Consider the following 24,134-nt stretch of genomic DNA (forward strand, 5'->3'; position numbering starts at 1 on the left):
CCTACGGCGAGGACGGCGCGCCGGGGAGGGGTTGCGCCGCCCGGACGGGGACTTATTTGGTGCCGAAGATGCGGTCCCCGACGTCGCCGAGGCCGGGCAGGATGTAGCCGTGCTCGTCGAGGCCGCGGTCGATCGCGGCGGTGTAGATCGGCACCTCCGGGTGCGCGCCGGTCAGGGTGGCGATGCCCTCCGGACAGGTCAGCAGGCACACGAACTTGATCGACTTGGGCCGGTATTCGGACAACCTGTCGATCGCCGCGACGGCCGAGTTCCCGGTGGCCAGCAGCGGGTCCACCACGACCACGTCGCGCTCGTGCAGCTCGCCCGGCATCTTGAAGTAATACTCCACGGCGACACGGATTTTCGGATCCCGGTACAGCCCTATGTGGCCCACCCGCGCCGACGGGACCACGTCCAGCATCCCGTCGAGGATGCCGGTCCCGGCCCGCAGGATTGACACGAACACCAGCTTCTTGCCGTCCATCACGGTGCCGGTGGTGGACTCCATCGGGGTCTCCACCGGGATCTCGTGGACCGCGACGTCGCGCAGCACCTCGTAGGCCATCATCGCCGACACCTCGCGCACCAGGCGGCGGAAACTGTTGGTGGACGCCTCTTTCCGCCGCATCAGCGTGATCTTGTGTTGCACCAGCGGGTGGTCGACCAGGTGCACGCCTGCGGTTGTCATCAGAACACCGTCCCATCGCTGACGACGCGCAGCGGGGGCGACCCGCCGCGGAGTCGCTGTGCCGACACGCGCCCGGCCGCCCAGGTGCCGCCCTCGAGCACCCGCGCCAACGGCATGCTCTGCGCGTCGGCGCCGAGCCGTTCGCGCACCAGCGGTGCCAGTTCGTCGAGCAGCGCGACGGTCAGGGCGCGCCACTCGACAACCAGTTCGTCGGCCGGGGTCCAGTCCCGCTCGGCCAGCGCCGGGTCGCGCAGCCGCAACACCGCGCTGTCGAGCAACAGTCCGCCGTTGCGATACTCGGGCAGGCCGGTCAGCCCGTCGAGGTCGGTCACCTCGACTCCGGCCCACAGGAACGGTTCGATCAGCGAATAGGTCAGCCACTGGGACAGTTTGTGCAGCGGCATCCAGCCCGCACTGGGGCCGGGACCCGGCACCGATTCGTGCCGCCAGCAGTCGCCGAGCGGGATGTCGCCGATCATGTTGTGCGACGGCCAGATCGGCGACAGCGACACCAGGACCTCCTCGAGGATGTCGTGTGCGCGCACCGGGCCGCTGCTCCCGAGCCGGTCGAACAGCGTCCCGGGTCGTCCGGTCCCGTCGGACTGCGCGGCCAGGGTGTCGCCGAGCCGGTGCATCAGCATGACCCGCCCGGCCAGCCCGACCATAGGGTTGTCCGGGGTCACCTGGAACGCGTCGGCGAGTTGGGCCTCGGTCAGCGCGCGCAGCCCGTCCGCGTCGGCCTGCAGTGGGTGTGCCGGATCGCACGAGAACAGGCCCGAGACGAACGCGTGCCAGCTGGCCACCCCGAGGCCTTCGGAGCGGGTGTACCGGGCGCCGCTTGCCTCCCGATACCCCCAGTCGGGGCCCGCTCCGGCGTCGAGCAGCACGCTGATCACGGTGAGGTCGACCATCCCGCGCGCCCGCTCGCCGGGCTCGGCCCCGGCCAGCAGCGTGTCGAGTTCGGCCCTGCGATCGATCCCGCCCGCCTCGAAATGCCGCCATCGGCTGTGAAACGGGATGTCCAGATCGGGATAACGGTTGCGGGTCACCGTCGCGACATCGTCCGCGGCCCTGGCGAGGGCAGCGTCGTCGACGGTGAACCACCGGGATTCGCCGGCGCGGGCGCGCTCGAGGAGGAAGCGTGAACGCTCCCGCACGGCGACGGTGCTCCGTAACGCGGCCACGACATCTCCGTCGACCGGGCCGCTCATCGGGGTCCTCGGCTCTTCGCGCAAGCGCTCATCGGGATTCTCGGCTCTTCGCGCAAGCGCTCATCGGGATTCTCGGCTCTTCGCGCAAGCGCTCATCGGGATTCTCGGCTCTTCGCGCAAGCGCTCATCGGGATTCTCGGCTCTTCGCGCAAGCGCTCATCGGGATTCTCGGCTCTTCGCGCAAGCGCTCATCGGTCCAGCCCCCGGCCCTTTGCCTTTCGGAGCTCGTCGGCGTCCGGGACGGCGCCGGGGGTGTAGTAGCCCGCCGCGGTCTTGGCGTCGATCTCGACCTGCGCGTCGGCCGGGATCAACTCATCGGGAATCGATACCCGTTCACCGACCTCGATGCCCGAACCGGTGATCGCGTCGTACTTCATATTGCTCATCGACACCAGCCGGTGGATCTTGCGGATCCCGAGCCAGTGCAGGACGTCGGGCATGAGTTCCTGGAACCGCATGTCCTGCACGCCGGCCACGCACTCGGTCCGGGCGAAGTACTGGTCGGCGGTGTCGCCTCCGGCCTGGCGTTTGCGGGCGTTGTAGACGAGGAACTTCGTCACCTCACCGAGAGCGCGGCCTTCCTTGCGGGAGTAGGCGATCAGGCCCACCCCGCCGCGCTGGGCGCCCTGGATGCACTCCTCGATCGCATGGGTCAGATACGGCCGGCAGGTGCAGATGTCGGAACCGAACACGTCGGAACCGTTGCATTCGTCGTGGACGCGGGCGGTCAGTTCCACCGCCGGGTCGGCCAGGGCGCGGGGATCGCCGAAGATGTAGATCGTCTGACCGCCGATCGGCGGCAGGAACACCTCGAGGTCAGAGCGTGTCACGAGCTCGGGATACATCCCGCCGGTCTCCTCGAAAAGCACACGGCGCAAATCGGATTCAGTACAGCCGAACCGCTTCGCCACGCCAGGAAGGTGCCAGACCGGCTCAAGCGCGGCCTTGGTCACCTGTGCCGCACCGGAGTCGAGCAGCACCCGTCCGTCGGGGATCAGCCGCGCCTTGGCGAGGGCGTCGTGCACCTCGGGCAGGATCACCTGCGCCTTGGTGACCGCGATGGTCGGGCGGATGTCGACACCGCGGGCGATCTCGCCGGCGAACGCGGCGGCGACCGTGGCGCCCCACGGATCGAGGCTGACGATGGCCTCGGGATCCGCCCACTGCGGGTGCGGGCCGATCGCGGCGGTCGGGGAGGTGTTGGTCAGGTCGGCGCGATGTTCGCGAGACAGCGAGCCCGCGGCGACAGCCAGGGCGCGGTACACGCCGTACGCGCCGCTGTGAGTGCCGATCACGTTGCGGTGCGCACGGGAGGTGGTGGTCCCGACGACCGGGCCGCGTTCGGCGGCGGTCGGCGCGCCCCAGCGCAGCGCCGGTGCGTCGGCGCCGCCGCTGTGTGACGTCAACCTGATGTGCCGGCCGGTCATAGGACTCCTCGCTGGAGGGAATCCGCCAGCATAGTCGCGCGCGGCGGGTCCCGCCGGACGGAGCGAACGGGCCTCAGAGGGACTTCAGACAGGCCAGCACTCGCGGCGGTACGCGGCGTCGAAGAACATCCATTCGTAGCGCGACGTCGTCACGAAATGTGCTCGGGCAGCGGCCTCGTCGGCGGCGGTGAGGGTCGGGCCGATCCGGTCGGCGAGGCGCAGCACCTCGGTGACGGTCGCGGCGAACTCGTCGCCGCCGTAGCTGTCGATCCAGCGCTGGTATCGCTCGTCGACCGACCCGCGGGTCAGCAGCGCCGCACCGACCTCGGCGTAGATCCAGTAGCAGGGGAGCACCGCGGCCAGCCCGTCGACGAAGCTGCCGCCGTAGACGGTGGCGAGCAGATAGCTGGTGTAGGCCTGCGTGGTCGGCGACACCGGGACCGCGTCGACGGCCTCGGCGGAGAGGCCGAGCGCGGGCAGCAGTTCACCGTGCAGGGACAGTTCGACGTCGAAGACCTCGGCGGCGTGCCGGGCGAACATCGCGGTGTCGGCCAGAGTCGGCGCCTTGGCGGCCACCACCGCCAGCGCACGTGAGTACGTGCGGAGGTAATGGACGTCCTGGGCGACGTACTCGGCGAACACATCGCGGGGCAGGCTGCCGTCGGTCAGCCCGGTGAGGAACGGGTGCGCGACGGTCGCGTCGAAGATCGCGGCGATGTCGGCCCACAGGCGCGAGGTCCAGGATCCGGGTTCGTGCGCGCCGATGCGCGGGGCCACGGGCATGTCCGAGGTCCTTTCAGCGATGAGTTTCGGTTGGGTGCCGGGTCGGTACCGGTGAACACATCCGCTCAGACGAACCGACCATGCTGGAAGGTGACTGTAATGACCGATACCGCTGCGCTGCCGCCCATCGTCGACTCAGAGACCTGGCGGGCCGCCCTCGCGGAGCTGCGCGCCCGCGAGAAGGCCGCCACCCGCGAACTCGACGCGATCGCCGCGCAACGCCGCCGCCTGCCGATGGTGCGGATGCCCGACTACACCCTGATCGGTGCCGAGGGGCCGGTCCGGCTGGCCGACATGTTCGGCGGCAGGTCTCAGTTGATCGTCTACAACCACATGTGGACCGACGGCGCCGAATGGCAGTGCGGCGGCTGCACCGGGTACACGAGCCAGTTCACCCGGCTGGAGTTCCTCGACAACTACGACGCGCGGTTCGTGATCGTGACGGCGGGACCGATCGAGGAGGCGCTGGCGTATCGGGAGAAGGTCGGCAACCGGATGGACTGGTACTCGTCGTCGCAGAGCCCCTTCGCGGCGGACGTGGACGCCGCCCCGGGGACCGGTTTCGGGGTCAACGTGTTCCTGCGTGACGGGGACGCCGTGTATCGCACCTGGCACACCAACGGCCGTGGGACAGAACAACTCAGCCACACCTTCGCATTGGTCGACGCACTCCCGTGGGGCCGCCAGGAGGTGTGGCAGGACTCCCCGGACGGCTGGCCGCAGAGTCCCACGTACTCGAAGTGGCTGGATTCTCCGGACGTGGCCCTCTGGTACGGCGCCTGACCCCGGCGCGACGGGACGGGACGCGCTTGGCAGACTGTGCCCATGGCACAGATCACTTTGCGTGGAAACGCGATCAACACCGTCGGAGAACTGCCCGCCGTCGGATCCGCTGCACCGAGCTTCACCCTCACCGGCACCGACCTCGGCGCGGTGAGCGATGAGCAGTTCCGCGGCAAGCCTCTGCTGCTCAACATCTTCCCGTCGGTGGACACCCCGGTGTGCTCGGCGAGCGTCCGCAAGTTCAACGAGGCGGCCGCATCCAGCGGCGTCACCGTGCTGAACGTCTCGAACGATCTGCCGTTCGCGCAGAAGCGGTTCTGCGGTGCCGAGGGCATCGAGAACGTGACGTCGGCCTCCGGCTTCCGCGACAGCTTCGGTGACGACTACGGCATCAAGATCGTCGACGGCCCGATGGCTGGTCTGCTGGGCCGCGCCGTCGTCGTGATCGACGCCGACGGCAAGGTCACCTACACCGAACTGGTCCCCGAGATCGGCCAGGAGCCCGATTACGACGCCGCGCTCGCCGCGGTGAAGGCGTAACGCGCGACACACCCTAGAGGGCGACGCGCCGGCATAGGTCACCGTTCGGTTCCGGTACCGCATCTGGTTGATTCGCAGTCCTGCGACGACGGAGATGCACCACCTCAGGTGGTGTAGAAGTGGTCATAGTGACTGTTGTTAACCAATGAGTCCAGCGTCGAGCACGGCGCTGGCTTGCCGGAAAGCGGGAAAAGTGCCATGCGACGCGTCTTCGTCTTCGTGATCGGTTTCGCCCTGTTGTTGGCGACACCGGGCCTGGCGGCGGCTCAGCCCAGCCGTTCGGCGACCAATCAGAAAGCCGTCGACGCCGTGATCGCTCGCGCGCTGTCGCAGCGCGGCGTCCCGTTCGCCTACGGTGGCGGCGGGGCGTCCGGACCGAGCAAGGGCACCGTCGCGTTGCCCCAACCCGATGCATCCTCGCCTGACAGCGCCGAGATCGACGCGCAGGCACTGGACCTGGCGCCCGGTCTGAACTTGCCGAGCGTGGCGCCGAACCCGATGGTGCCGACACTTCCGTCGGCGGTTCCCGCGCCGCGGGTCGAGGTCGTCGGCTTCGACGCGTCGGGGCTGATGGTCTACGCGTTCTCGGGTGTCGGTGTGAAGCTGCCCCGGTCCTCGGGGGAGATGTACAAGGTCGGTCAGAAGGTTCTGCCCGCGATGGCGCTGCCCGGTGACCTGATCTTCTACGGCCCTGAGGGAACCCAGAGCGTCGCGTTGTTCATCGGCAACGGGCAGATGGTCGAGACCACCGACTCCGGCGTCGCCGTGTCCCCGGTGCGCACCAAGGACATGACCCCGTACCTGGTCCGCATCATCGCCTGACCATCGAACGCTTCTTCTGCCGTTCCGGCATCTGCTCCAGCCCATGAGGTGGATGCGGGTCCAGCGGGCGCTGCTCCCGGGGCTGTCGCACACGACACCCCGGGCTCCGCGCTGTCTCGGATCGAGCAGGATGGCGACGGGCACGTGGTCGAGCTCAACATCCCGGTGCCCCAACGCCGTGACGACAGGGTGCGGCGGTGGCATCGATGCGGCGACTCTGCACACGGCGCACGACCGGCAGCTGCCGATATCTGTGATCAGTCAACTACCCAGCACATTTTGTAGCTCTAGCAGGCAAACCAATATGTTGTGGCACTACAAAGCATCGTCGGCGAACTCAGAAGATTGCTGAGTCACCGCCGGTGTACGTCGTAATCCAGCGGGTGTGACACGACCGTGTCGCCTCCGGTGCATGGGCGCAGAAACTGTTCTAAACAGAACATTGATTAAATGCGACGAGTTTTCGCTAACTTTTGCGGCATTCGCGGCCGTACTTTAATCTCAACCTGCCTGTTACCTGGACATCCGGGATTTTCCGGACTGCCCCACCCAAAGGACCCCCATGCGCAAGATCCTCGCTGCCCTTGCCGTCGCAGCAGTTGCTGTGACGCCGGTCGCGGCGCCGCCGGCCTACACCCTGGCAGCAAACGTTCTGACGATGACTGGCTACACTGCCGGGGGTCTCATCGATCTGGATATGCGGAAAATCCTCAAAGGCGATTACTGCTCGCCGGAGTCCGGGCACACCTGCAAGTCGGTCGACTACCTGGCGGGAATGCCCGGCGAACTCGCGGAACCGGCCGGCCTGCTGGCGCTGCGCTGGGTGATCGCGACGACGCCGTCGCCGAAGACGGTCGTGGCGTTCTCCCAAGGCGCCACGATCTCGACCCACTGGCTTCAGCAGGACGCCAAGAGCATCTTCGCGCCCAAGTCGGAGGATTTGAGGTTCGTCCTGCTGGCCAACCCGTTGCGCAAGTGGGGTGGGATCCGCTCCGACATCGGGTACCGGCCCACCCCCGACAGCACGCAGTACCAGATCCTCGACATCGCCGTGGAGTACGACGGCGTCGCCGATTTCCCCGACAATCCGTTCAATCTGCTGGCCGTGGCGAATGCACTTGCCGGAGCGCAGTACATCCACATCTACGGTTACAACGACATCGACATCGCCGCGGCGGAGAAGCTGATCTGGAAAGAGGGCAACACCACCTACGTTCTCGTCAGGAGCGCGAATCTTCCGCTGCTGGAACCGCTGCGCAGGATGGGCTTGACCGAACTCGCCGACGACCTCGACAGCCGGCTCAGACCGATCATCGATTCCGCATACAACCGCAGTTATCCGAACCTGGTGGACCCCTCGCAACACAGCGCTGTGCTGGCGCCGTTCAATCCCGTGTGGTCGGAGGTGGGGAGCCCTGAAGCGACGAATGCCGCTGCCCGGGCCACCTCGGTCACGCTGCGCACAGACGTTTCCGAGTCCGTGCCCGACAGCCTCCCCGCGCCCGACGACCTCCCCGTGCCCGACGACTCGGCGGATCCGGTGGACGTCGAAACCGGCTCCGGTTCAGGCGAACCGGACGAGGCCACCGACATCGGGGACACGCTGGACGACACGCCGGCTGACACCGACACACCCGTGGACGACGACACACACGTCGACGAGGACACGCCCGTCACCGACGACAGCGACGACACGGACACCGACGGCTCCGACGACCGCGATGCGGCAGAGAGCGACAGTGGGTCGTCGTCCGGCTCCGCCGAGTCGTCGGACAAGGACGACTCCGGCGACTGAACGCCGAAAGGCTGCCGATCGCCGTGTTTCAGCGCCCCTGCGGGACCGTCAAACAGCCGGCATCGCCCCGGCGACGGTGTACATCAACACCAGACCCGGCAGCAGATTGGTCACCTGGTGGGCCAGGATTCCGGCGCAGAGGTTGTCGGTGTAGAGGCGCGCCAGTCCGATCGGGATCGCCACCACGAGCAGCAACGGGATCCGGGTCCATTCGAGGTGGGCGACCGCGAAAACGACCGTGGTGACCCCGAATGCGGCCCAGCGGCCCCAGCGTTGGTCCACCGCACCCCACAGCAGGCCGCGGTAGACGATCTCCTCGCACACCGGCGCGACGAGCGCGATGAGCACGAATACCGCGATCGCCCAGCCCCAGCCGCCGCGTAGTCCGCCGAACACCTCGCCGGCCGCCGATGTCGCGTCGTCGCCGACGACGCGAATCCACAGCAGCGACGCGGGCACGGTGACGAACAGGCCGGCGACGCCGAACAGCACGCCGATTCCCGCCGCCCGCGAAGACCACTGCAGCCGTAGGTCGATCCGCGGGCCGTTGCCCCGCAGTCGCGTGATCACGACGGCCAGTGCCGCGGCCAGCAGGCTGGGCACGCCGACGGCGATCAGCACGACGGAGACGTGGTTGGGTTGTGGTCCCGCGACCGCGAGGGCCACGAGCACGGCGGTCAGCAGATAGACCGCTTCGACGACGACGAACGCGCCGATACCCCAGCGGTGCCGCCGCGCGGGCAGGTGTTGGTCGGTTGACACCGCCGAACGCTAACGCACCTAGGTGATCGGGGTGAACGGGCTGATCACGTCGCGGACGAACTGTGCGATGTTGGTGTTCGGATTGTTGTCGGGAAAGCTGACGGTGGCCAGCACGTTGGCGCCGGCGTTCGCGAAGACGGTGTCCGCGCGGTCCTGATGCGACGACGAGGTCACCAGGATGATCCCCGACGTTCCCGCCTTTTCGGCCAGCGGCACCGAGAACGCGGCGTTCTGCACGGTGCTGTTGGCCCTGTCCTCGACGATGACGCGTTCGGCCGGGATGCCGTAGAGCCGCAGCATCTTGCCCATCTGCCCGGCTTCGGTGTTGCCGTTGCGCGGGTTGCCTCCGGTCACGATGATCGGCGCCTGCGGGAACATCTGCGCCACCGCCAGACCGGCGAGCACCCGGGTGTGCAGGATCAGCCGCATGGTGCCGTTCGGTTTGAGCCCGTAGCCGAGGATCACGATCGCCGGCTTCGAGAAGTCCTTGGCGACGATCGGTGGGGCGGCCTGTGCGGTGCCGATGGCCGGACCGGCGGTCACCGGGACCACCGCCAGCATCAGCGCCACGATCAGCGCCGCGCAGCGGACCGCCGAGAGACCGGATGTCGAGGCAGATCGTTGAGTCATCACTCGGTTCATCGCCCCGCGGACGCCGGTCATTACGGTCCGGTCTCGAATCGTCAACGATGCGTGACCGCCGCGGGTCGCGATCCGCGGTGATCGCCGCGGCGTGGTCAGGTGGGTGGCGATGTTTCCGATCAGAGCGATTTCACGCGCGGCAGCGCTGGCCGGGGCCGGCGCGCTGACCGCCATGCCCCTGGTTCTGCTGGCCGCGCCGCAGGCTTCGTCCGCACCGGCCTATGACAGCCGTGGCTACGTCGATTCGACGGCACGCTGCACGGGTGACAGCACCGTCGTCGTGTTCGGCAGCACGGCGAGCTCGCGGGTCGCGATCTGCCAAGACGGTGACGGGCGCTACCAGTACCGCGGGGTGCGGGTGCGCGACGGCGCCCGCCTGATCGTGCCCGCGTCGAAGTCCTCCGACGGTGCGTTCACCGCGACCACGGACGGCGTCGAATACCGGGTCACGTCGAAGACACTCGTGATCAGCGTGGGGGAGAAGGTGATCCGCGACGAGGCGATGCTGGACTTCCACCGCGCCGGATCCGACGGCACCGGCTCCGGCAGCGCCGAGACGACCTCGACCCAGACACCGTCGACCCAGACACCGACGACACAGCCGTCCGCACCGACGACCAGCTCGGCACCGTCGACCCCGTTGCCGCCTCCGCTGCCCGCCGAGGTCGGTGGCGGCGAAGACGGAGGCTAGCGGTCAGGCCGCCGGGACCGTCACGGCGGAACCCACTTCGATCAGACCCGAGGTGAGCACCCGGCATACCGAGCCGCCGCGTTGGCTCATCGCCCTCGCCGCCCCGCTGCCGATCCAGTCGTCGAGCAGCCGGCACGGCGCCGCGATGCGGACGACTTCGAGTTCGACCGCACCGATCCGGAGGCGACTGCCGGGCCGGGTCGGGATCGTGCCGGTGTCCACGGTCAGGTTGCGGCGGGTGGCGCCGGCATCGATGGGACGGCCGAGGTCGGCCGCGGCGAGGTCGAGCATCTCCCGGGACTGGATGGTCACGTGCCGGTGTCGCGTGCCGTGATAACGATCGCCGACCAGTCCCTTGCCGGCATCGGCCTCGACGGACGTGACCGAGCGGGTCGGGATCTTGCGCCCCGGCGCGATGTGGATGGCAACGATCTTCACGCCGTCCGAGTGTATTGACCCTGGCGGCGGAACGGTCCGGCTACAGATACGGGTCGGCCCACGCGCTGATGATCCGTGCCGCCCGCGCCGCCTGGTTCTTGCCGGTGAGCAGATGGTCGGCACCCTCCAGCGACACAAAGCTGCGTGGGTGCCTGGCGGTCCGGAAGATCTCGCTGGCGTTCTCGATTCCGACAGTGTTGTCGATCGGTGAGTGCATGACGAGCAGCGCCCGCCGCAGCGTCGTGATGCAGTCGCGCAGATCGGCGGAGCGGACGTCGTCGATGAAATGCTTGCGCAGCGTCAGCGCCTTGCCCCCGACGCGGAACGGCGCCTCACCGTCGGTTTCGATCCGGCTCAGCAGCGCGTCGTAACTCCGCTCGACGTGGGCGGGCTCGAACGGCGCACCGATGCTGGCCACCGCGGCCACCGACGGGCAGCCGTGGGCCGCCGATATCACGGCCGAGCCGCCGAACGAATGGCCGACCAGAAGCCGGACGTCATGACCGCGTTCGGTCATGAACTCGACGGCCCGGACCGTGTCCTGAACCTTGTGCGAGAACGATCCGTCGCCCCAGTCGCCCTCGGAGTCGCCGAGGCCCAGGTTGTCGAACCTGAGCATGCCGATCCCTTCACCGGCGAGCTGTTTGCAGATCCTGCTCGCCGCCGGGCTGTCCTTGCCGAGGGTGAAGCCGTGCGCGAAGACACCCCAGCCGCGGATCTCCGCGTCGGGGTGGTCGATCAGGCCGGCCAGGGTCGGGCCGCTGCTGCTGGGAAAGGTGACGCGTTCAGCCACCGCCACATCCTGTCATCGCCTCCCGTCGTCGGCACGGGCGCGGTGGGAACACAAAGGCCCCCGGGCGGGGAAACCATGCGGAGTCCACAGGTTTCCGCCGCCCGGGGGCGATGCCGGCGTGTTCAGAGCCGCTCGGGACACAGCTCCTCGGCCGCGATGGGGTCGAGGGTCTGCATGATCAGATCTTGATACTGCGGGCAGGTGTGGTGGATCGCGACGATCGTGACGAGCGCGCCATCGATGTCGTCGAGCCCCTGGTCCGTGAGATGCATCAACCCGCCGACCACACCGCCTCGGGTGGGATCGGCCTGGATCTCGCCGCACAAGCGCACGGCCGACTCTTCGATGACCGGCATGGGCACCGCGGGATTGGCCTGTGCGACCGCGGTACTGGTGAGAGCGACGCAGCAGACGAGGGCTGCAGCGACTGTTCTGATCCTCATCATTGTTCCTTTCGCCTGGCGCCCGACCGCTGCGCGTGGTGGTTGCGTCAGGATGAGCCGCGCGGGCGCATACGGCCAAGGGCCGGCCCTGCTAAGTCCGGAATTCCTTGCAGAAAACGCAGATTCGCTCGGTCAGCCGTGCAGATCCCGGTACGTTCGGATCGCGTCGGGGTGTAGCGGAATCCGACCGGTCTGGATCATCGAGGGCGTGTCGAGATACTGCAGACCCCGGACATGGGGCGGAACGAGATGCGATGCCTGGGTGGCGATCACGTCGACGACCGCGGCCACCACATCCGTGGCCAGGCCGCCTCGGCACAACAGCAGATCGGGCACTCCGAGCGACCGGATCCCTTGGGGCACATACTCCCCGCCGGGAACCCTGCGCATCACGTACGGATAGCCGGCGATCCGGCTCATCGGTGCGGCCAGTCCGCCGAGATCGAGCATCCGCAGCGGTAGCGCGCTGTCCAGTTCGGCGACCGCGGGGGTGGGCACCCCTCCCGACCACACCACGGCCTGCACGCCGCCGTCCCGCAGTTGTGCCAGGCCGTCGCGCAACCGTAGGCGTTTGGTATCGACGCGCCGGTGCAGGCCCGCGGCCTCGATGAGCACCTCACTGGTCGCCGCTGCGCCTGAGCCGGGCGGGCCGATCGACACCGGCATCTCCTGCAGGTGCTCGAATCGCCGGACACCGTCGGCGTCGCGGACGATCACCTGGAGATAGTTCTCGTAGACCCTGGCCACGGCGTGCGGGGCGAAGCTGGGTGCACCCACCTTGCGGTCCCGTTCGGCGACATCGGCGAGTGCCAACCCGAACTCGGCCTGACCCGATCGCAGCCGGGCGAGGTTCTCGACGGTGCCCTCGGTCGGCAACACGTCCACGGTCAGGTCCGGATAGCCGGCGCGGAGCCGGTCGGCGAGCACCGTGGCGAAGGCCAGATACAACCCGCCGGGGTCGCCCGCGGCGATCCGTATCCGTCCGGACGGGCGGTAGGTCGCGCATCCGGCGGCCAGCACCGCCGCACAGACGAGGAACGACCGGCGCGACAGCCGTGCCGGGAACTGTTGCCTCACAGTGGATCTCCCGCCCGCGGAAGTCGATACCTGATCAACAGCCCGCCTTCGGGAGCGTGTTCGACACCGACCTCGCCACCGTGCCCGGCGGTGATCTCGGCGGCGATCGCCAGCCCGAGACCGGTTCCGGACCGGTCGTCGCCGCCGCGCCAGAACCGGGTGGTGGCCTTCGCCAGTTCTGCCGCGCCGAGGCCGACGCCGTCGTCGCTGACCACCAGGTCCACGAAATCGTCGCCAGGCTGCGCCGACACGGTGACGGTGGTGTCGGCCCCGGCGTACCGCAAAGCATTGTCGAGCGCGACATCGAGCAGCTGCTCGACCTCGTGCCGGGCGACCTGCACTGTCAGGCCGGGACGATCGGTGAGGCAGCGTAGGGTCTGGGCGCGTTCGTCGGCGACCGGTCGCCAGAACGCGACACGCTCGGCGATCACGTCGCCGAGATCGGTTGCGTCGCCGTCGGTGTCGACGAGGCCGACCTGACGGCTACCGCTGACCTGCTCAGCACGCGCCAGTCGCAGCAACTGCTGCAGCAGGTTCTCGAACCGGTCCAGCTCGGCGCTCATCGAACCGTAGGTGGAGAGACCGTCTTCGGCGACGTAGCGTTCCAGGCTGTCGGCACGCAACCGCACGGCCGCCAACGGGTTGCGCAACTGGTGGGACGCGTCGGCGATCAGGCGCCGTTGCCGGTCCAGGGAGGCGCGCACCACCTGGGCCATCGTGTTGAACGCGGCGGTGAGATGCCGTAGTTCCGGTGGTCCCGCGACATCGGCGGGTGGGCCGGCGACGCCTTCGGTCATCTCCGCGACGGCCCGCTCCAGACCGGTCAGCGGTCGTAGCACCCATCGGGTCAGACCGCGGGCGACCAGCACGGCAAGCGTCAGAAAGCCGAGACAGCAGACCCCCAGCCACATCCAGCCCTGCGCGATCTGACGTGCGGCGGTCCTCGGGTCCACGGCCAGCACGACGGCACCGACCAGCTCACCATCGCGACGCACGCCTTCAGCGGTCAGCAGGGCCTTCTCGTGCCACGGCAGTATCCGCCCCCACCCAGGGGCGGGGGCATCGACGATGGTGCGCCCGACCGCCGCGGCGACCTCGGGATCGGCGGCCTCGAGCCCCCGCGCGGCCATGATCCGGCCGTCGGCGTCCATCACCAGCAGGCCTTCGCCGTAGACGTCGAAATAACGGTCGACCGACAACTGCAGGGGGACATCGGTGGCCGCGGCGGCCGCGGCGAGCGCCTCCAGTTGACGGTCGCGCTCGTCGGCCAGCGCGGCGGTCCTGCGGTCGGCGAGGCTCAACGCGAACGGTACGGCCAACGCGACCACGACGATCAGCAGCAGCGCCACCAGGACGATCCGGACGCGCACACCCATCAGCTGTCCAACCGGAAACCGAAGCCGCGGACGGTGTGCAGGGGAAGGCCGACCAGTTTCGCGCGGAGCTGGCCGATGAAGAAGTCCAGGGACCTCGACCGCCCCACCACTGCGGTGCCCCACACCTGCAGCATCAGCTCCTCACGGCTGACCGCTTCGCCCTGCCGGCCTGCCAGGGTGCTCAGGATCTGGAACTCGGTGCGCGTCAGCGGCTGCGGGGTGCCGTCGAGCAGGACTTCGCGACGCTCGCGCTCGACGGTGACGGGGCCCGCCGTCACCGGTCCGGTGGTGGCGGTGGTGGCACCGACCTCTCCGGCGCTTCGCCGCAGGCGCCTCATCACGGCATCGATCCGCGCCAGCAGCACTGCTTTGCGGACCGGTTTGACGAGATAGTCGTCGGCGCCGGCCCGCAGGCCCAGCACGACCGAACCGTCGCTGTCCCTGGCGGTCATGATGATCACCGGTACCGCCGACGCCCGTCGCAGGGTGCGCAGGACATCGAGGCCGTCCATGTCCGGCAGCCCGAGGTCCAGAAGCACCAGATCGCAGCCCTTCATCCGGTGCAGCGCATCGGTTCCGCGCGTGGTCAGTACCACGGAGGCGCCGTGCTGGGTCAGCAGCTCGGCCAGCGCGGAGGCCACCCCGTCGTCGTCTTCGACGAGCAACACTCGCATGAGCCACCCCTTCCGCGCGTCGTGCCGGAAACGTGCAGGTCCTCGTCGATTCATCATGACGGGGACGCGTGTGAACCGACAGGGTCTTCGCCCGGTGCCGCCCGGTTTCTCGCACGATCCTCAGATTCGCGGGCACAAAGGCGGGCCGGGATACGTTGCGCAACGAGAAACACCCGGCGGAAGGGCCAACGCGTGAAGATCCGGTTCGGAGTCGGCCTCGGTGCCGACGTGTCTCCCGGGCGCCTGCCCGCCATCGTCGACCGGCTCGAAACAGACGGGGTCGACTCACTGTGGCTCTCCGAACTGGTCTATTCCCCGGCGGTGGAGCCGTTCATCGGCATGACGTACGCGCTGGCGCGCACCAGCCGCCTCAAGGTCGGAACCTCGGTGGCGGTGTTGCCGGGCCGGCACCCTGTGCTGGTCGCCAAACAGCTCGCGTCACTGGCGGCGCTGGCGCCGAAGAGGGTGCTGCCGGTGTTCGGGCTGCGCTCGGCGATGACGGCCGAACGCGATGCGTTCCCGGTTCCCGCCGGGCGTCGGGCCGCGGTGTTCGACGAGTCGCTGCGACTGCTGCGGAGCGCACTGGACGATACCGACGTGTCGTTCGCCGGCGAGTTCTTCACCGTGCGCGACGTCCGGGTGCTGCCGAAACCACAGTCCCGCGTGGACATCTGGCTCGGCGGGGCCAGCGATGCGGGGTTTCGGCGGATCGGAGCGTACGGCGACGGTTGGCTCGGCAGCTTCGTCACCCCCGATGAGGCGCGCGCGGCGGTGCACTCGATCCGCGCGGCCGCCGAGGCCGCGGGCCGGGCCGTGCCCGACGACCACTACGGGATCAACCTGGCGGTGGGCGACGGATCATTGCCCGCTCCCGTCGTGGACGCGATCCGCAAGCGCCGCCCCGATCTCGACCCGGACCAGCTGGTGGCCCGCGACTGGGATCAACTGCACCGCCAGCTGGATCGCTATCTCGACGCCGGGCTGACGAAGTTCGTGATCCGGCCTGCCGGGGATCAGGACATCGACGGTTTCCTCGACCGCTTCGTCACCGAGCTTCTACCCCGGGAGAACTGATCACCCACTCGCGCAGTGCTTTCCGGTTCAGTTTGCCACTGGGCAGGGTCGGGATCTGCGCGCTGTCGACGGTGATCCACCGGGTCGGGACCTTGTAGGGCGACAACACCTCCCGGGTGCGGCCGGCGACCGCTGCGACGTCGACGGCCGCACCGGTAGGGACGAGCACGGCACAGACCTCCTCGCCGCGTTCGGCGTGTTCGACCCCGACCACCACGCACTGGGCCACCTCGGCGAAGCCCTCGATCACGGCTTCGACCTCCAGCGGTGACACGTTGGCCCCGGCGGTCTTGATCAGATCGGTGGTGCGGCCGACGTAGAACAGCCGCGGGTCGCCGGGACGGCGATACACCCGGTCTCCGGTGTGATACCAGCCGTCGGGGTCGAAGGTGTCGGCGCGTTCGCGTTTGTTGTAGCCGGCCATCACCCCGATCCCGCGCACCAGCAGCTCGCCGACGACACCGTCCGGCACGAGGGCCCCGGCGGCATCGACGATCTGCATATCGGTGTACGCGAACCCGCCCGCGGTCTCGGTCATGGTGCGGTGCACAGGAAATCCGTCGGGCACATCGGTCATCGCGATGTCGAGCGGGCCGTCGCGCAACATCGGTGCGCTGGACAGATCGCGGTCGGCGAAGCCGGGGTGTTCGCGCAGTCGCTGGGTGAACGCCGGCCATCCCACAATGCCGGTGGCGCGCTCGTTCTCGGCGAGGTCCAGCGCGACACCGGGATCCAGGCGGGGCATCACCAGCAGCGTCACCGGCGCGTGTAACGCACCCATCACCGCCAGCACCCCGCCGATCCAGAAGAACGGCATCGCGGACAGGATCACGGGATCGGCGGGCGAACCGGTGACCGCGCGGATCGCATCGGGCCACGTCGAGGTCTGGCGGACCAGCGTCCCGTGGGTGTGCAAAACCCCCTTCGGGTCGGCGGTGGAACCGGATGTGTGCACCATCAGGGCCAGGTCGGCGGGGAACACCTCGGTCTCGGCGGCACGCCGGACGGTCTCCGGCACCGCGTCGGCCTCGTCGATCGCCGTCGCCCACGGCGCGTCACCGGTTCCGGTGAGCGCGACGGTGCGCAGGTACGGCGCGGCCGGGATCTGTAACCGGTCGCGGCGCTGCCCGCTGAGGTCCGGGAACGCCGCCTCCAACCGTTGCGCGACGTCGATGTCGAGCACCCGCACGGGCGCCACGAGCATCGCGACGTCGGCCAACCGCACCACCTTCGCGATCTCGGCGGGCCGGTACAGGGTGCTCAACGGGACCGCCACCGCCCCGATCCGCGAGACCGCCAGCCACCAGATCACCCACTCCGCACCGTTGGCGAAGAACAACCCCACCCTGGTGCCTTTGCCGGCGCCGTGCGCCAGCAGCCAGCCGGCCAGCGCCGCCGAGCGCCGGTCGGCGTCGGCGTAGGTGAGCCGCTCGGTGGGGGAGACGAGATAGGCGCGGTCGCCGGAATCGCGGACAGCCCGCTCGAGCAGGGCCGGGATGGTCAGGGGTGCGTGCTCCACCGTCCGATCTTCCCCAATTCCGGACCGGTGGTGTCGGATTCCGGTGGCAGGATCGTCAATCATGACCGGATCCGAACGCGCGACACCGTTGATGACCAGTGACGAGCGGGCCACAGTGGAGTCCTGGCTGGATTTCCACCGGCACACGCTGCTGCTCAAATGCGCCGGCCTCGACGACGCTCAGGTGCGCCTGGCATCGGTCCCGCCGTCGCCGATGACGCTGCTGGGCCTCGTCCAGCACATGGCCGAGGTCGAGCGGAACTGGTTCCGGCGGATCCTCTCCGGCGAGACCGCGCCGCCGATCTTCGATGCGTCGGCGGACACGTCGGGCCACGACGGCGGATTCGACCTCGACCCCGGGGTGTCCTTCGCCGACGCGGTGCGGATCTGGCAACGGGAGATCGACGCCGCACGCGCCGGCTGCGCGCGCCACGATCTCGACGACACCAGCCCGTTCATGGGCACCGAGGTGTCGCTGCGCTGGATCTACCTGCACATGATCGGTGAGTACGCCCGGCACAACGGCCATGCCGACCTGATCCGGGAGCGCATCGACGGCGCCACCGGCGTGTGAGCACGAATGCACCGCGAAACGGCAACTCGCGGTGCCGATGTCGGCGTAGGGTGCCTGCCATGGCAGTCGACCGCGCCGCCCTGATCGTCGGCGGCATCCGCCTGGCATCGGGTGTCCAGTTCCTCATCGACCCGCTGCGGGCCAACAAGCTGTGGGGTGACCCGGATGAGCCGCCACCGACGGCGCGGCTCCTGCTGCGGTCGATGGGCTACCGGGACGCGCTGATCGGAGGTCTGCTGGTCGCGTCCGGTCTGCGCGGCGCCGACAGCCGCGGCTGGTTCCTCGCCTCCGGTGGCGCCGACGCGTCCGATCTCCTCGGCGGGATGAGCGTGCACGACCAGATGCGGCCGTCCCAGCGGTATATCGGTCTCGGCGGCGCCGTGATCGGTATCAGCGTCGGCCTCTGGGGCGCGCTCCGTCGCCCAGGGGCAACGAATCACGCTGCAGAATAGGCGCTCTCACTGGTTCCGAGCGAGCAGCCATGCCACACCGTCGGATTCGTCCGCGGCGATGGGCTGCAGCGCGGTCCCGAACGCACGTACCAGTTCGCCGGCTTCGGCTCGGAACCGGCCCGGCTGTGCGCCGACCTCGCTGAGCACGCTGATCGCGAGCATCCCGCCTTCAGCGAGTCGCGCGATGATAGGAGCGTACAGTCGGGGGTCGCGGAACCTGTTGCACAGCAGCACATCCACCGGGTCTCCGGAGGGCAGGCCGAGGTCCAGATCGGCCACTTCGAAGACACACCGCCGGGCAACGTCACAGCGCCGTGCGAGTTCGGCGGCGTGCGCGATCGCCACCGGCGACACATCGTAGGCCCGCACCGCAAGCCCGCGTCGCGCCAGCCAGACCGCGGCGGTGCCGACGCCGCACGCGAGTTCGAGTGCTCGGCCGCCGACCGGGAACAGGTCGGCGTACGGCGCGAAGACCGCCGGCGGTCCGACGTCGGCGAGGCGGGGCGCGGCAATCTCTCGGTACCGGTGATCCCAGCGGTCGCGGTCGGCCATGTCCTGCAGCCTAGAAGTGGTGGGCGCTAGGTGCGGATCCTGATCCGGATCGGACCGCGCCACTCGGCGCCGGGGTCGACCACCTTGCCGCTCTGAGTGATCTCGACGGCCCCGGCAGTGGCCAGCTCCCGGGCGATCTCGCGCGCATCATCCATCAACGCCCGCCATCCGTCCTCGTTTCCGACGGCGCGCGCGGCATCCGACGGACAGGTGCTGCTGCCGGGTCCCCGGTGTCCGGCCAGGGCTCGTATCGCCGCCTTGAGCCGCTCCCGTACGGGACCGTCGGAGAGCGCGATGCGTGCCGCCTGCGAATCGGCACCCGAACCCTGTGCGATGCGCTGCAACTCGGCATGAAGCGGGGCGGCCATACGCCCAGTGTGCAGCAGCCCACAACACGGCCGGGGTTTACCGGTGGGGTCTTGTGGCTAAGTGTGAGCCGTACTCGACGATTGCGGGTGCCAACCCGGGAATGGAGTTTTGACGATGAAGTTGAGCCAGGTCCTTGCCAGCGCAGCGGTGTTCGGCGGGCTGACCGCAGGTGCGATGGGAGTCGCGTCGACGGCAGCAGCGCAGGAGGGCTGGAACCCGCCACCGGCACCGCCGGCTGGGGCAGAGGCCGGTCATTCTCCGGCCCAGCCGGGCGCCATGCCCGCGCCGGCGGCTCCGGCCGGGCATGACGCCGTTCATCCGGCGGCTCCGGCCGGTTGGAACCCGCCGCCCGCGGCGCCGCCGGCCGGCCCCAACGAGGGGACCCCGCCGGCCTGGGCGCCGCCGAAGCCGGTCGACCCGTCCTGGGCCAACGGCCAGCCGCAGGTCTGGGACGAGGGCTGGCAGCACTGGGGCGTGTGGCTGAACGGCGTGTTCGTTCCGACGTACTGATCGCCCGCGACACCGAAGGCCACCGCAGACATCGTCTGGGGTGGCCTTCGGGGTTTTCGGGTCCGTGGAGTTCTGGGCAGACGGGCTCAGGCGCCCAGCACCCGCTGGATGTCCGGCTTCATCGCGTTGAGCTGCGAGCCCCAGTATCCCCATCCGTGGGTACCGTTCGGCGGGAAGTTGAACACGCCGTTCCCGCCGCCCGCGCGCTGGTACTGGCGCTGGAAGTTCCGGTTGCTGTCGAGGGTGATGGCCTCGAGCACCTGACCCGGGACGTCGCCGCCGCCGCCGAGGTCGCCGGGCCGCCCGGTGCCGCAGTACACCCAGATCCGGGTCCCGTTGGCGACCAGCTTGCCGACGTTGACGGTCGGATCGTTGCGCTTCCATGCGGGGCCGCCGCCCAGCCCCCACATCGCCATCGAGCTGAACCCGCCTGCGTCGCGCATCGCGACGCTGACCAGCAGCGGCCAGACGCCGTCGGACAGGTTCAGGTAGCCCGACAGCGACGCGGCGTAGCTGAACTGGCCGGGGTGGTACGCGGCAAGGATCAGCGCCGCGCTGCCGGACATCGACAGGCCGACCACCGCGTTGCCGCTGGGGGAGATGCCCTTGGTGGCGGCCAGGTAGGCCGGCAACTCCGAGGTCAGGAAGGTTTCCCACTGGTAGTTGTAGGTGGCGCCGTTGCCGACGGCGGGGCCCTGCCAGTTGGTGTAGAAGCTGGACATGCCGCCGACCGGCATGACCACCGAGAGGCCGGATTCGAAGAACGTTTCGAACGCCGCGGTCTCGATGTCCCAGCCGCTGTTGTCGTCGCGCGCCCGCATCCCGTCGAGCAGGTAGACCGCCTTGGGTCCACCGCCCTGGAATTTCACCGGGATGTCCCGCCCCATCGCCGCGGACGGCACCATCAGGGTTTCCACCGGGAGCCCGGGCCGCGAGTACGCACCCGCGGGCGCTGCACCCGCGATCGTGATGAGGCCGGAAACGAGAAGTGCCGCGACCGCACCGGCGAAGAATCGTCGCAACACGTCGTGCATCAGATCCATGTGAACAGCCTGTCTTTCGTGCGCATCCGAGAGATGCGCGTGCCTGGTCGCGGCGCACCGACTCCCCCCAAACCGGTGCGCCGCATCAGGTACTTCGTCATGTGACGATTCGGCGTTACCTTCGGCGGGCATACGACGGCGATGACGATCTCAGCGCAGGACCTGCGCCGACTCCTCGACGCGGACGACGCTTCGGCACTTGTGCTGATCGAGGGCCGCACCGAGGTGATCGACGCCGAACAGAAGGACGAGGACGCCTATCGTGGAGCGCTCGAGGTGATCTCCCGCGGCGAACTCGTGACGCGGATCGGCAGCGCGCAGCCCAGTGACGACGAGTTGGCCGCCCAGGCGTCCACCCTCGACGTCTCGGTCAACGAGCTTGGCGGGTAGCCCGCGCTACCGTCGGCGCACACCGCTGACGACCGAGCGCGGCAGCCGTCCCGCGCGCGAGTACCCGTCGAGCCGGTCGCCGTCGACGCGGATGTCGAACCGCAGGTGCAGCCGCATCGGTCTGGACACCGTCTGGCGCCAGGTCACGGTGTCCTCGCCGGTACAGACGATGTCGGTCACCGGGACGGTCTCGTGGGCGCCGGTCGCGGTCGCGCTGAGCACCCCGTTCCGCTCGGTGAACGTGTACATCACCGACAGGGTCCCGATCGGCGTTTTGATCCGCACATCCCAGACGCCGACGAGCGCCGCGCTCACCACGCTTTCGGTTCCCTGCCGGAGTCCGACCACACCGTGCCCCGGCGCTCGTAGGCGAACATCTGCTCGACGGCGTGGGCGATGCGGGGACCGTACCCACGCTCGAGCAGATACAGCGCGAGGTCCAGTCCCGAGGTCACTCCGCCGGCGGTGACGAGGTTCCCGTCGTCGACGACTCTGGCCGAGACCGGCACGACGCCGGTCGCCTCGAGGACGTCGACGCCGAGGTGGTGGGTGTTTGCGCGCCGGCCGTCGATGAGCCCGGCCATCGCCAGGGCCAGCGAGCCGCCGCACACCGTCGCGACGGTGATGTCAGGGTTGGCCAATGCCGCACGCACCAGGTCGACGGCCGCGGTCTCGCCGAAGCGGGCCAGCAGCACCGGGATGGTCTCGACACCGTCGTCGGGATCGCCCGCCAGGGGACCTACGGCGCCGGGCACGATGACGTAACCGGGTTTGGCCGGATCCAGCCGGTCCGTCGCACCCAGGGTCAGTCCGCGAGAGCCGCTGACGACCGTGCGAGGTCCTTCCGCGGTGACCAGGTGGACCCCGAGCTCACCGCCGACGTAGTCGCTGCCGGCGACGAGGACCTCGTACGGCGCGACGACATCGAGTGGGTCGAACCCGTCGAACAACACGATCTGTGCATCCATGGCCTCAGCGTGCATGGCGGATCATGTTCGGCGAAACCGTATTTCGGCCAATCTGCGCCGCAATCCGGCCATCGGGGGATGGATCAGCCGGCGTGCCTGTCACGGAAGGTGTTGCGGTAGCTCTGCGGTGCGACACCACTGAGCCTGCGGAACTGCTCCCGGAAATTGGCCGCCGAGGCGAATCCGACGTCGCGGCCGATACGTTCGATGCCGTGGGCGGAGCGCTCGAGCAGTTCCTGAGCCCTCCGTACCCGCACCCCGGTGAGCCACTGCATCGGGGTCTGCCCGACCTCGGCCTGGAATCGGCGGTTGAGGGTGCGCACGCTCATGGCCGCCTCCGCGGCGATATCCATCAGCGTCAGGTCTCGGTGGGCGTTCTCCTCGATCCAGGCCAGCACCGAGTCGAGTTCGGTGCGCGCGCCGATGCCGTTGGCCGGCAGTTGGTTTCGTACGATGAACTGTGCCTGGCCACCGCTGCGATGCAGCGGTGTGACCGCGATGCGGGCGGCGGTGGCCGCCGCGGCGGCACCGAAGTCCTTGGCGACCATGTGCAGGCAGAGATCCAGGCCGGCCGAAGCCCCCGCGGAGGTCAGAATCTGTCCTTCGTCGACATAGAGCACGTCGGGGTCGAGATCCACGGCCGGGAACGCACCGCGGAACAGGTCGGCCGCCATCCAGTGGGTGGTGGCCCGCCTGCCGTCGAGAAGCCCTGCCGCGGCCAGGATGAATGCACCGGTGCAGATCGACGCGATGCGGGCGCCGCTGTCGAACGCCGCGCGCAGCGCCGCCGTCACCTCTGCCGGAACCTCGGCGGCGGCGTCGTTGCGGCCGGGTACCACCACGGTGTCAGCCCCGGCGAGTGCGTCCAGGCCGTGATCTGTCGCGATGCGTAGCAGCGGCCCGGCGGAGACGGCGGGTTCGGTACCGCACACCACCAGGCGATAAGCGTTGTCGCCGTTGCCGAGTACGACGCGGCCGAACACCTCGACAGGGACGCTCAGGTCGAACGCGATCACGTCCGGCAACGCCAGGATTGCCACCGTGTGCATGGGCGGACCCTAACAGGGGAGAGACCGAGCGCGGTCGCCCCACGGAGCGTTGTCGACGACGTCCCAGAACGTCATCGGTGGAGCACCGTTGACGAGTTGGTGGATGTGAGCGGGGAAGCTGAACGGCGGAGCCTTGTCCGGCTTCGCCGCGATGCCGCGCGCGACGCGGTGGGCGATGGCGTAGCCGAGATCGTCGCGGGGCCACTGCGCGTGCACCCGGTCGGCGAATCCGGCCGGCAGCGCATCCCTGTCGCGGCCGTCGATGTCGAGGGTGATTCCGAGGAACGCGACCGCCTGCACGGGTCCGAACCGGTGCGCCACCCCGAGGCTGGTGTGCAAAGCGATCGCCTGCCACACCGGCGTGACCCGATCCTCGGCCACGGCACGGTCGCGCAGAAACCGGGCGGCGGCGTCGGCGCCCTCGACCTCGAAGCGCTGGTCGCCCTCGCCGTAGTCGGTGAGACCGAGGTCGTGCAGCGCGCAGGCCAGGAAGACGAGTTCTTCGTCGTAGTCGATGCCGCCGCGCAGGCCTCTGGCGGCGGCCAGTTCGCGACCGAACACGAAGCTGCGGACACAGTGGTCGGCGAGAAAGGCAGGCGATACGTCGTAGAGCAATCGCAGTGCGGCGGAACAGATGTCGGAGTCGGGCAGATTCCATTGGGTGACGGCGGCATCGGTCATGCCTGTCA

The 24,134-nt window shown here is 69.1% G+C and carries 30 protein-coding genes; 10 read left to right on the plus strand and 20 right to left on the minus strand.

Translation table 11 applies throughout. The annotated features are described in order from the left end of the window. Positions 1-52 precede the first annotated feature (52 nt). From upp to tenA, 4 genes are all read right to left on the minus strand, one after another. Positions 53-688 carry a uracil phosphoribosyltransferase gene (upp, locus tag BST38_RS12325; RefSeq protein WP_083143601.1) on the minus strand — a complete coding sequence of 212 codons (636 nt, stop codon included), beginning with the start codon at positions 686-688 and terminating at the stop codon, positions 53-55. Next, positions 688-1,899 (minus strand): URC4/urg3 family protein, encoded by a 1,212-nt coding sequence (locus BST38_RS12330; RefSeq protein ID WP_083143602.1) that lies wholly within the window; start codon positions 1,897-1,899, stop codon positions 688-690. Before BST38_RS12330 ends, upp begins: the two co-directional genes overlap by 1 nt. Positions 1,900-2,087: 188 nt before the next feature. After that, positions 2,088-3,326, minus strand: coding sequence for a GTP cyclohydrolase II (locus BST38_RS12335; protein WP_083143603.1), 1,239 nt, complete (start codon positions 3,324-3,326; stop codon positions 2,088-2,090). Positions 3,327-3,410: 84 nt separating this feature from the next. Next, positions 3,411-4,109, minus strand: coding sequence for a thiaminase II (gene tenA / locus BST38_RS12340; RefSeq protein ID WP_083143604.1), 699 nt, complete (start codon positions 4,107-4,109; stop codon positions 3,411-3,413). Positions 4,110-4,208: 99 nt separating this feature from the next. Between tenA and BST38_RS12345 the strand changes: the two genes are divergently transcribed. The 4 genes from BST38_RS12345 (at position 4,209) to BST38_RS12360 (ending at position 8,049) form a co-directional block, all read left to right on the plus strand. Further along, positions 4,209-4,892, plus strand: a complete 684-nt coding sequence (locus BST38_RS12345) for a DUF899 domain-containing protein (RefSeq protein ID WP_083143605.1) — start codon at positions 4,209-4,211, stop codon at positions 4,890-4,892. A 42-nt stretch (positions 4,893-4,934) separates the two neighbouring features. Next, positions 4,935-5,432, plus strand: coding sequence for a thiol peroxidase (gene tpx, locus BST38_RS12350; protein WP_083143606.1), 498 nt, complete (start codon positions 4,935-4,937; stop codon positions 5,430-5,432). A 198-nt stretch (positions 5,433-5,630) separates the two neighbouring features. Continuing rightward, entirely contained in the window at positions 5,631-6,254 is a 624-nt protein-coding gene (gene ripD / locus BST38_RS12355) for an NlpC/P60 family peptidoglycan-binding protein RipD (RefSeq protein WP_083143607.1), read from the plus strand. Between the two features lie 658 nt (positions 6,255-6,912). Beyond that, positions 6,913-8,049 carry a PE-PPE domain-containing protein gene (locus BST38_RS12360; RefSeq protein ID WP_237160769.1) on the plus strand — a complete coding sequence of 379 codons (1,137 nt, stop codon included), beginning with the start codon at positions 6,913-6,915 and terminating at the stop codon, positions 8,047-8,049. Positions 8,050-8,097: 48 nt separating this feature from the next. Here the strand turns inward: BST38_RS12360 and BST38_RS12365 are convergent, their stop codons facing one another. Further along, positions 8,098-8,811, minus strand: coding sequence for a type II CAAX endopeptidase family protein (locus tag BST38_RS12365; RefSeq protein WP_083143609.1), 714 nt, complete (start codon positions 8,809-8,811; stop codon positions 8,098-8,100). 18 nt (positions 8,812-8,829) lie between these two features. Continuing rightward, the gene (locus tag BST38_RS12370; RefSeq protein WP_083143743.1) at positions 8,830-9,441 is read right to left on the minus strand and encodes a YdcF family protein; all 612 of its coding nucleotides are present in this window, start codon (positions 9,439-9,441) and stop codon (positions 8,830-8,832) included. Between the two features lie 121 nt (positions 9,442-9,562). Here BST38_RS12370 and BST38_RS12375 point away from each other — a divergent pair, with 121 nt between their 5' ends. After that, positions 9,563-10,144: a hypothetical protein gene (locus BST38_RS12375; protein ID WP_083143744.1), complete on the plus strand. Its 582-nt coding sequence runs from the start codon at positions 9,563-9,565 to the stop codon at positions 10,142-10,144. A 3-nt stretch (positions 10,145-10,147) separates the two neighbouring features. Here BST38_RS12375 and BST38_RS12380 read toward each other — a convergent pair whose 3' ends face one another. From BST38_RS12380 to BST38_RS12405, 6 genes are all read right to left on the minus strand, one after another. Further along, the gene (locus BST38_RS12380) at positions 10,148-10,582 is read right to left on the minus strand and encodes an MOSC domain-containing protein (RefSeq protein ID WP_083143610.1); all 435 of its coding nucleotides are present in this window, start codon (positions 10,580-10,582) and stop codon (positions 10,148-10,150) included. A 40-nt stretch (positions 10,583-10,622) separates the two neighbouring features. Then, complete coding sequence (locus BST38_RS12385) at positions 10,623-11,375, minus strand: alpha/beta hydrolase family protein (RefSeq protein ID WP_083143745.1); 753 nt, start codon at positions 11,373-11,375, stop codon at positions 10,623-10,625. Positions 11,376-11,497: 122 nt separating this feature from the next. Then, positions 11,498-11,818, minus strand: coding sequence for a hypothetical protein (locus BST38_RS12390; protein WP_133057221.1), 321 nt, complete (start codon positions 11,816-11,818; stop codon positions 11,498-11,500). 132 nt (positions 11,819-11,950) lie between these two features. Then, entirely contained in the window at positions 11,951-12,895 is a 945-nt protein-coding gene (locus tag BST38_RS12395; RefSeq protein ID WP_083143612.1) for a TAXI family TRAP transporter solute-binding subunit, read from the minus strand. After that, positions 12,892-14,271: a sensor histidine kinase gene (locus tag BST38_RS12400; RefSeq protein WP_083143613.1), complete on the minus strand. Its 1,380-nt coding sequence runs from the start codon at positions 14,269-14,271 to the stop codon at positions 12,892-12,894. Before BST38_RS12400 ends, BST38_RS12395 begins: the two co-directional genes overlap by 4 nt. Next, a complete protein-coding gene (locus BST38_RS12405; protein ID WP_083143614.1) occupies positions 14,271-14,945 on the minus strand; it encodes a response regulator transcription factor in 675 nt (224 codons plus the stop codon). Before BST38_RS12405 ends, BST38_RS12400 begins: the two co-directional genes overlap by 1 nt. A gap of 192 nt (positions 14,946-15,137) precedes the next feature. On the opposite strand from BST38_RS12405, the gene BST38_RS12410 reads away from it, so the two are divergent. Beyond that, positions 15,138-16,019 carry a TIGR03854 family LLM class F420-dependent oxidoreductase gene (locus BST38_RS12410; protein WP_083143615.1) on the plus strand — a complete coding sequence of 294 codons (882 nt, stop codon included), beginning with the start codon at positions 15,138-15,140 and terminating at the stop codon, positions 16,017-16,019. On the opposite strand, the gene BST38_RS12415 is transcribed toward BST38_RS12410, so the two are convergent. Continuing rightward, a complete protein-coding gene (locus tag BST38_RS12415; protein WP_083143616.1) occupies positions 15,991-17,538 on the minus strand; it encodes a class I adenylate-forming enzyme family protein in 1,548 nt (515 codons plus the stop codon). The two genes, BST38_RS12410 and BST38_RS12415, sit on opposite strands and share 29 nt — an antisense overlap. Positions 17,539-17,599: 61 nt before the next feature. Here BST38_RS12415 and BST38_RS12420 point away from each other — a divergent pair, with 61 nt between their 5' ends. Next, a complete protein-coding gene (locus BST38_RS12420) occupies positions 17,600-18,112 on the plus strand; it encodes a DinB family protein (protein WP_083143617.1) in 513 nt (170 codons plus the stop codon). Positions 18,113-18,171: 59 nt separating this feature from the next. Continuing rightward, on the plus strand, positions 18,172-18,564 hold the full coding sequence (locus BST38_RS12425) for a DUF4267 domain-containing protein (RefSeq protein ID WP_083143618.1): 393 nt from the start codon (positions 18,172-18,174) through the stop codon (positions 18,562-18,564). 6 nt (positions 18,565-18,570) lie between these two features. On the opposite strand, the gene BST38_RS12430 is transcribed toward BST38_RS12425, so the two are convergent. After that, a complete protein-coding gene (locus BST38_RS12430; RefSeq protein ID WP_083143619.1) occupies positions 18,571-19,116 on the minus strand; it encodes a class I SAM-dependent methyltransferase in 546 nt (181 codons plus the stop codon). A gap of 26 nt (positions 19,117-19,142) precedes the next feature. Next, complete coding sequence (locus BST38_RS12435; protein WP_083143620.1) at positions 19,143-19,484, minus strand: DUF3253 domain-containing protein; 342 nt, start codon at positions 19,482-19,484, stop codon at positions 19,143-19,145. 115 nt (positions 19,485-19,599) lie between these two features. Between BST38_RS12435 and BST38_RS29775 the strand changes: the two genes are divergently transcribed. Next, on the plus strand, positions 19,600-19,995 hold the full coding sequence (locus tag BST38_RS29775) for a hypothetical protein (RefSeq protein ID WP_083143621.1): 396 nt from the start codon (positions 19,600-19,602) through the stop codon (positions 19,993-19,995). An 86-nt stretch (positions 19,996-20,081) separates the two neighbouring features. Here the strand turns inward: BST38_RS29775 and BST38_RS12445 are convergent, their stop codons facing one another. Then, complete coding sequence (locus BST38_RS12445; protein WP_083143622.1) at positions 20,082-21,038, minus strand: alpha/beta hydrolase; 957 nt, start codon at positions 21,036-21,038, stop codon at positions 20,082-20,084. Between the two features lie 141 nt (positions 21,039-21,179). Between BST38_RS12445 and BST38_RS12450 the strand changes: the two genes are divergently transcribed. After that, the gene (locus BST38_RS12450; protein ID WP_083143623.1) at positions 21,180-21,428 is read left to right on the plus strand and encodes a hypothetical protein; all 249 of its coding nucleotides are present in this window, start codon (positions 21,180-21,182) and stop codon (positions 21,426-21,428) included. Between the two features lie 6 nt (positions 21,429-21,434). Here the strand turns inward: BST38_RS12450 and BST38_RS12455 are convergent, their stop codons facing one another. From BST38_RS12455 to BST38_RS12470, 4 genes are all read right to left on the minus strand, one after another. Next, positions 21,435-21,677, minus strand: coding sequence for a hypothetical protein (locus BST38_RS12455; RefSeq protein ID WP_181792129.1), 243 nt, complete (start codon positions 21,675-21,677; stop codon positions 21,435-21,437). Between the two features lie 62 nt (positions 21,678-21,739). Continuing rightward, entirely contained in the window at positions 21,740-22,396 is a 657-nt protein-coding gene (locus BST38_RS12460; RefSeq protein WP_083143624.1) for a DJ-1/PfpI family protein, read from the minus strand. A gap of 83 nt (positions 22,397-22,479) precedes the next feature. Then, positions 22,480-23,445 carry a GlxA family transcriptional regulator gene (locus BST38_RS12465; protein WP_083143625.1) on the minus strand — a complete coding sequence of 322 codons (966 nt, stop codon included), beginning with the start codon at positions 23,443-23,445 and terminating at the stop codon, positions 22,480-22,482. A 9-nt stretch (positions 23,446-23,454) separates the two neighbouring features. Further along, complete coding sequence (locus BST38_RS12470; protein ID WP_083143747.1) at positions 23,455-24,126, minus strand: HD domain-containing protein; 672 nt, start codon at positions 24,124-24,126, stop codon at positions 23,455-23,457. Positions 24,127-24,134 lie beyond the last annotated feature (8 nt).

The sequence above is a fragment of the Mycolicibacterium parafortuitum genome, from assembly GCF_002086815.1.
GTDB lineage: Bacteria > Actinomycetota > Actinomycetes > Mycobacteriales > Mycobacteriaceae > Mycobacterium > Mycobacterium parafortuitum.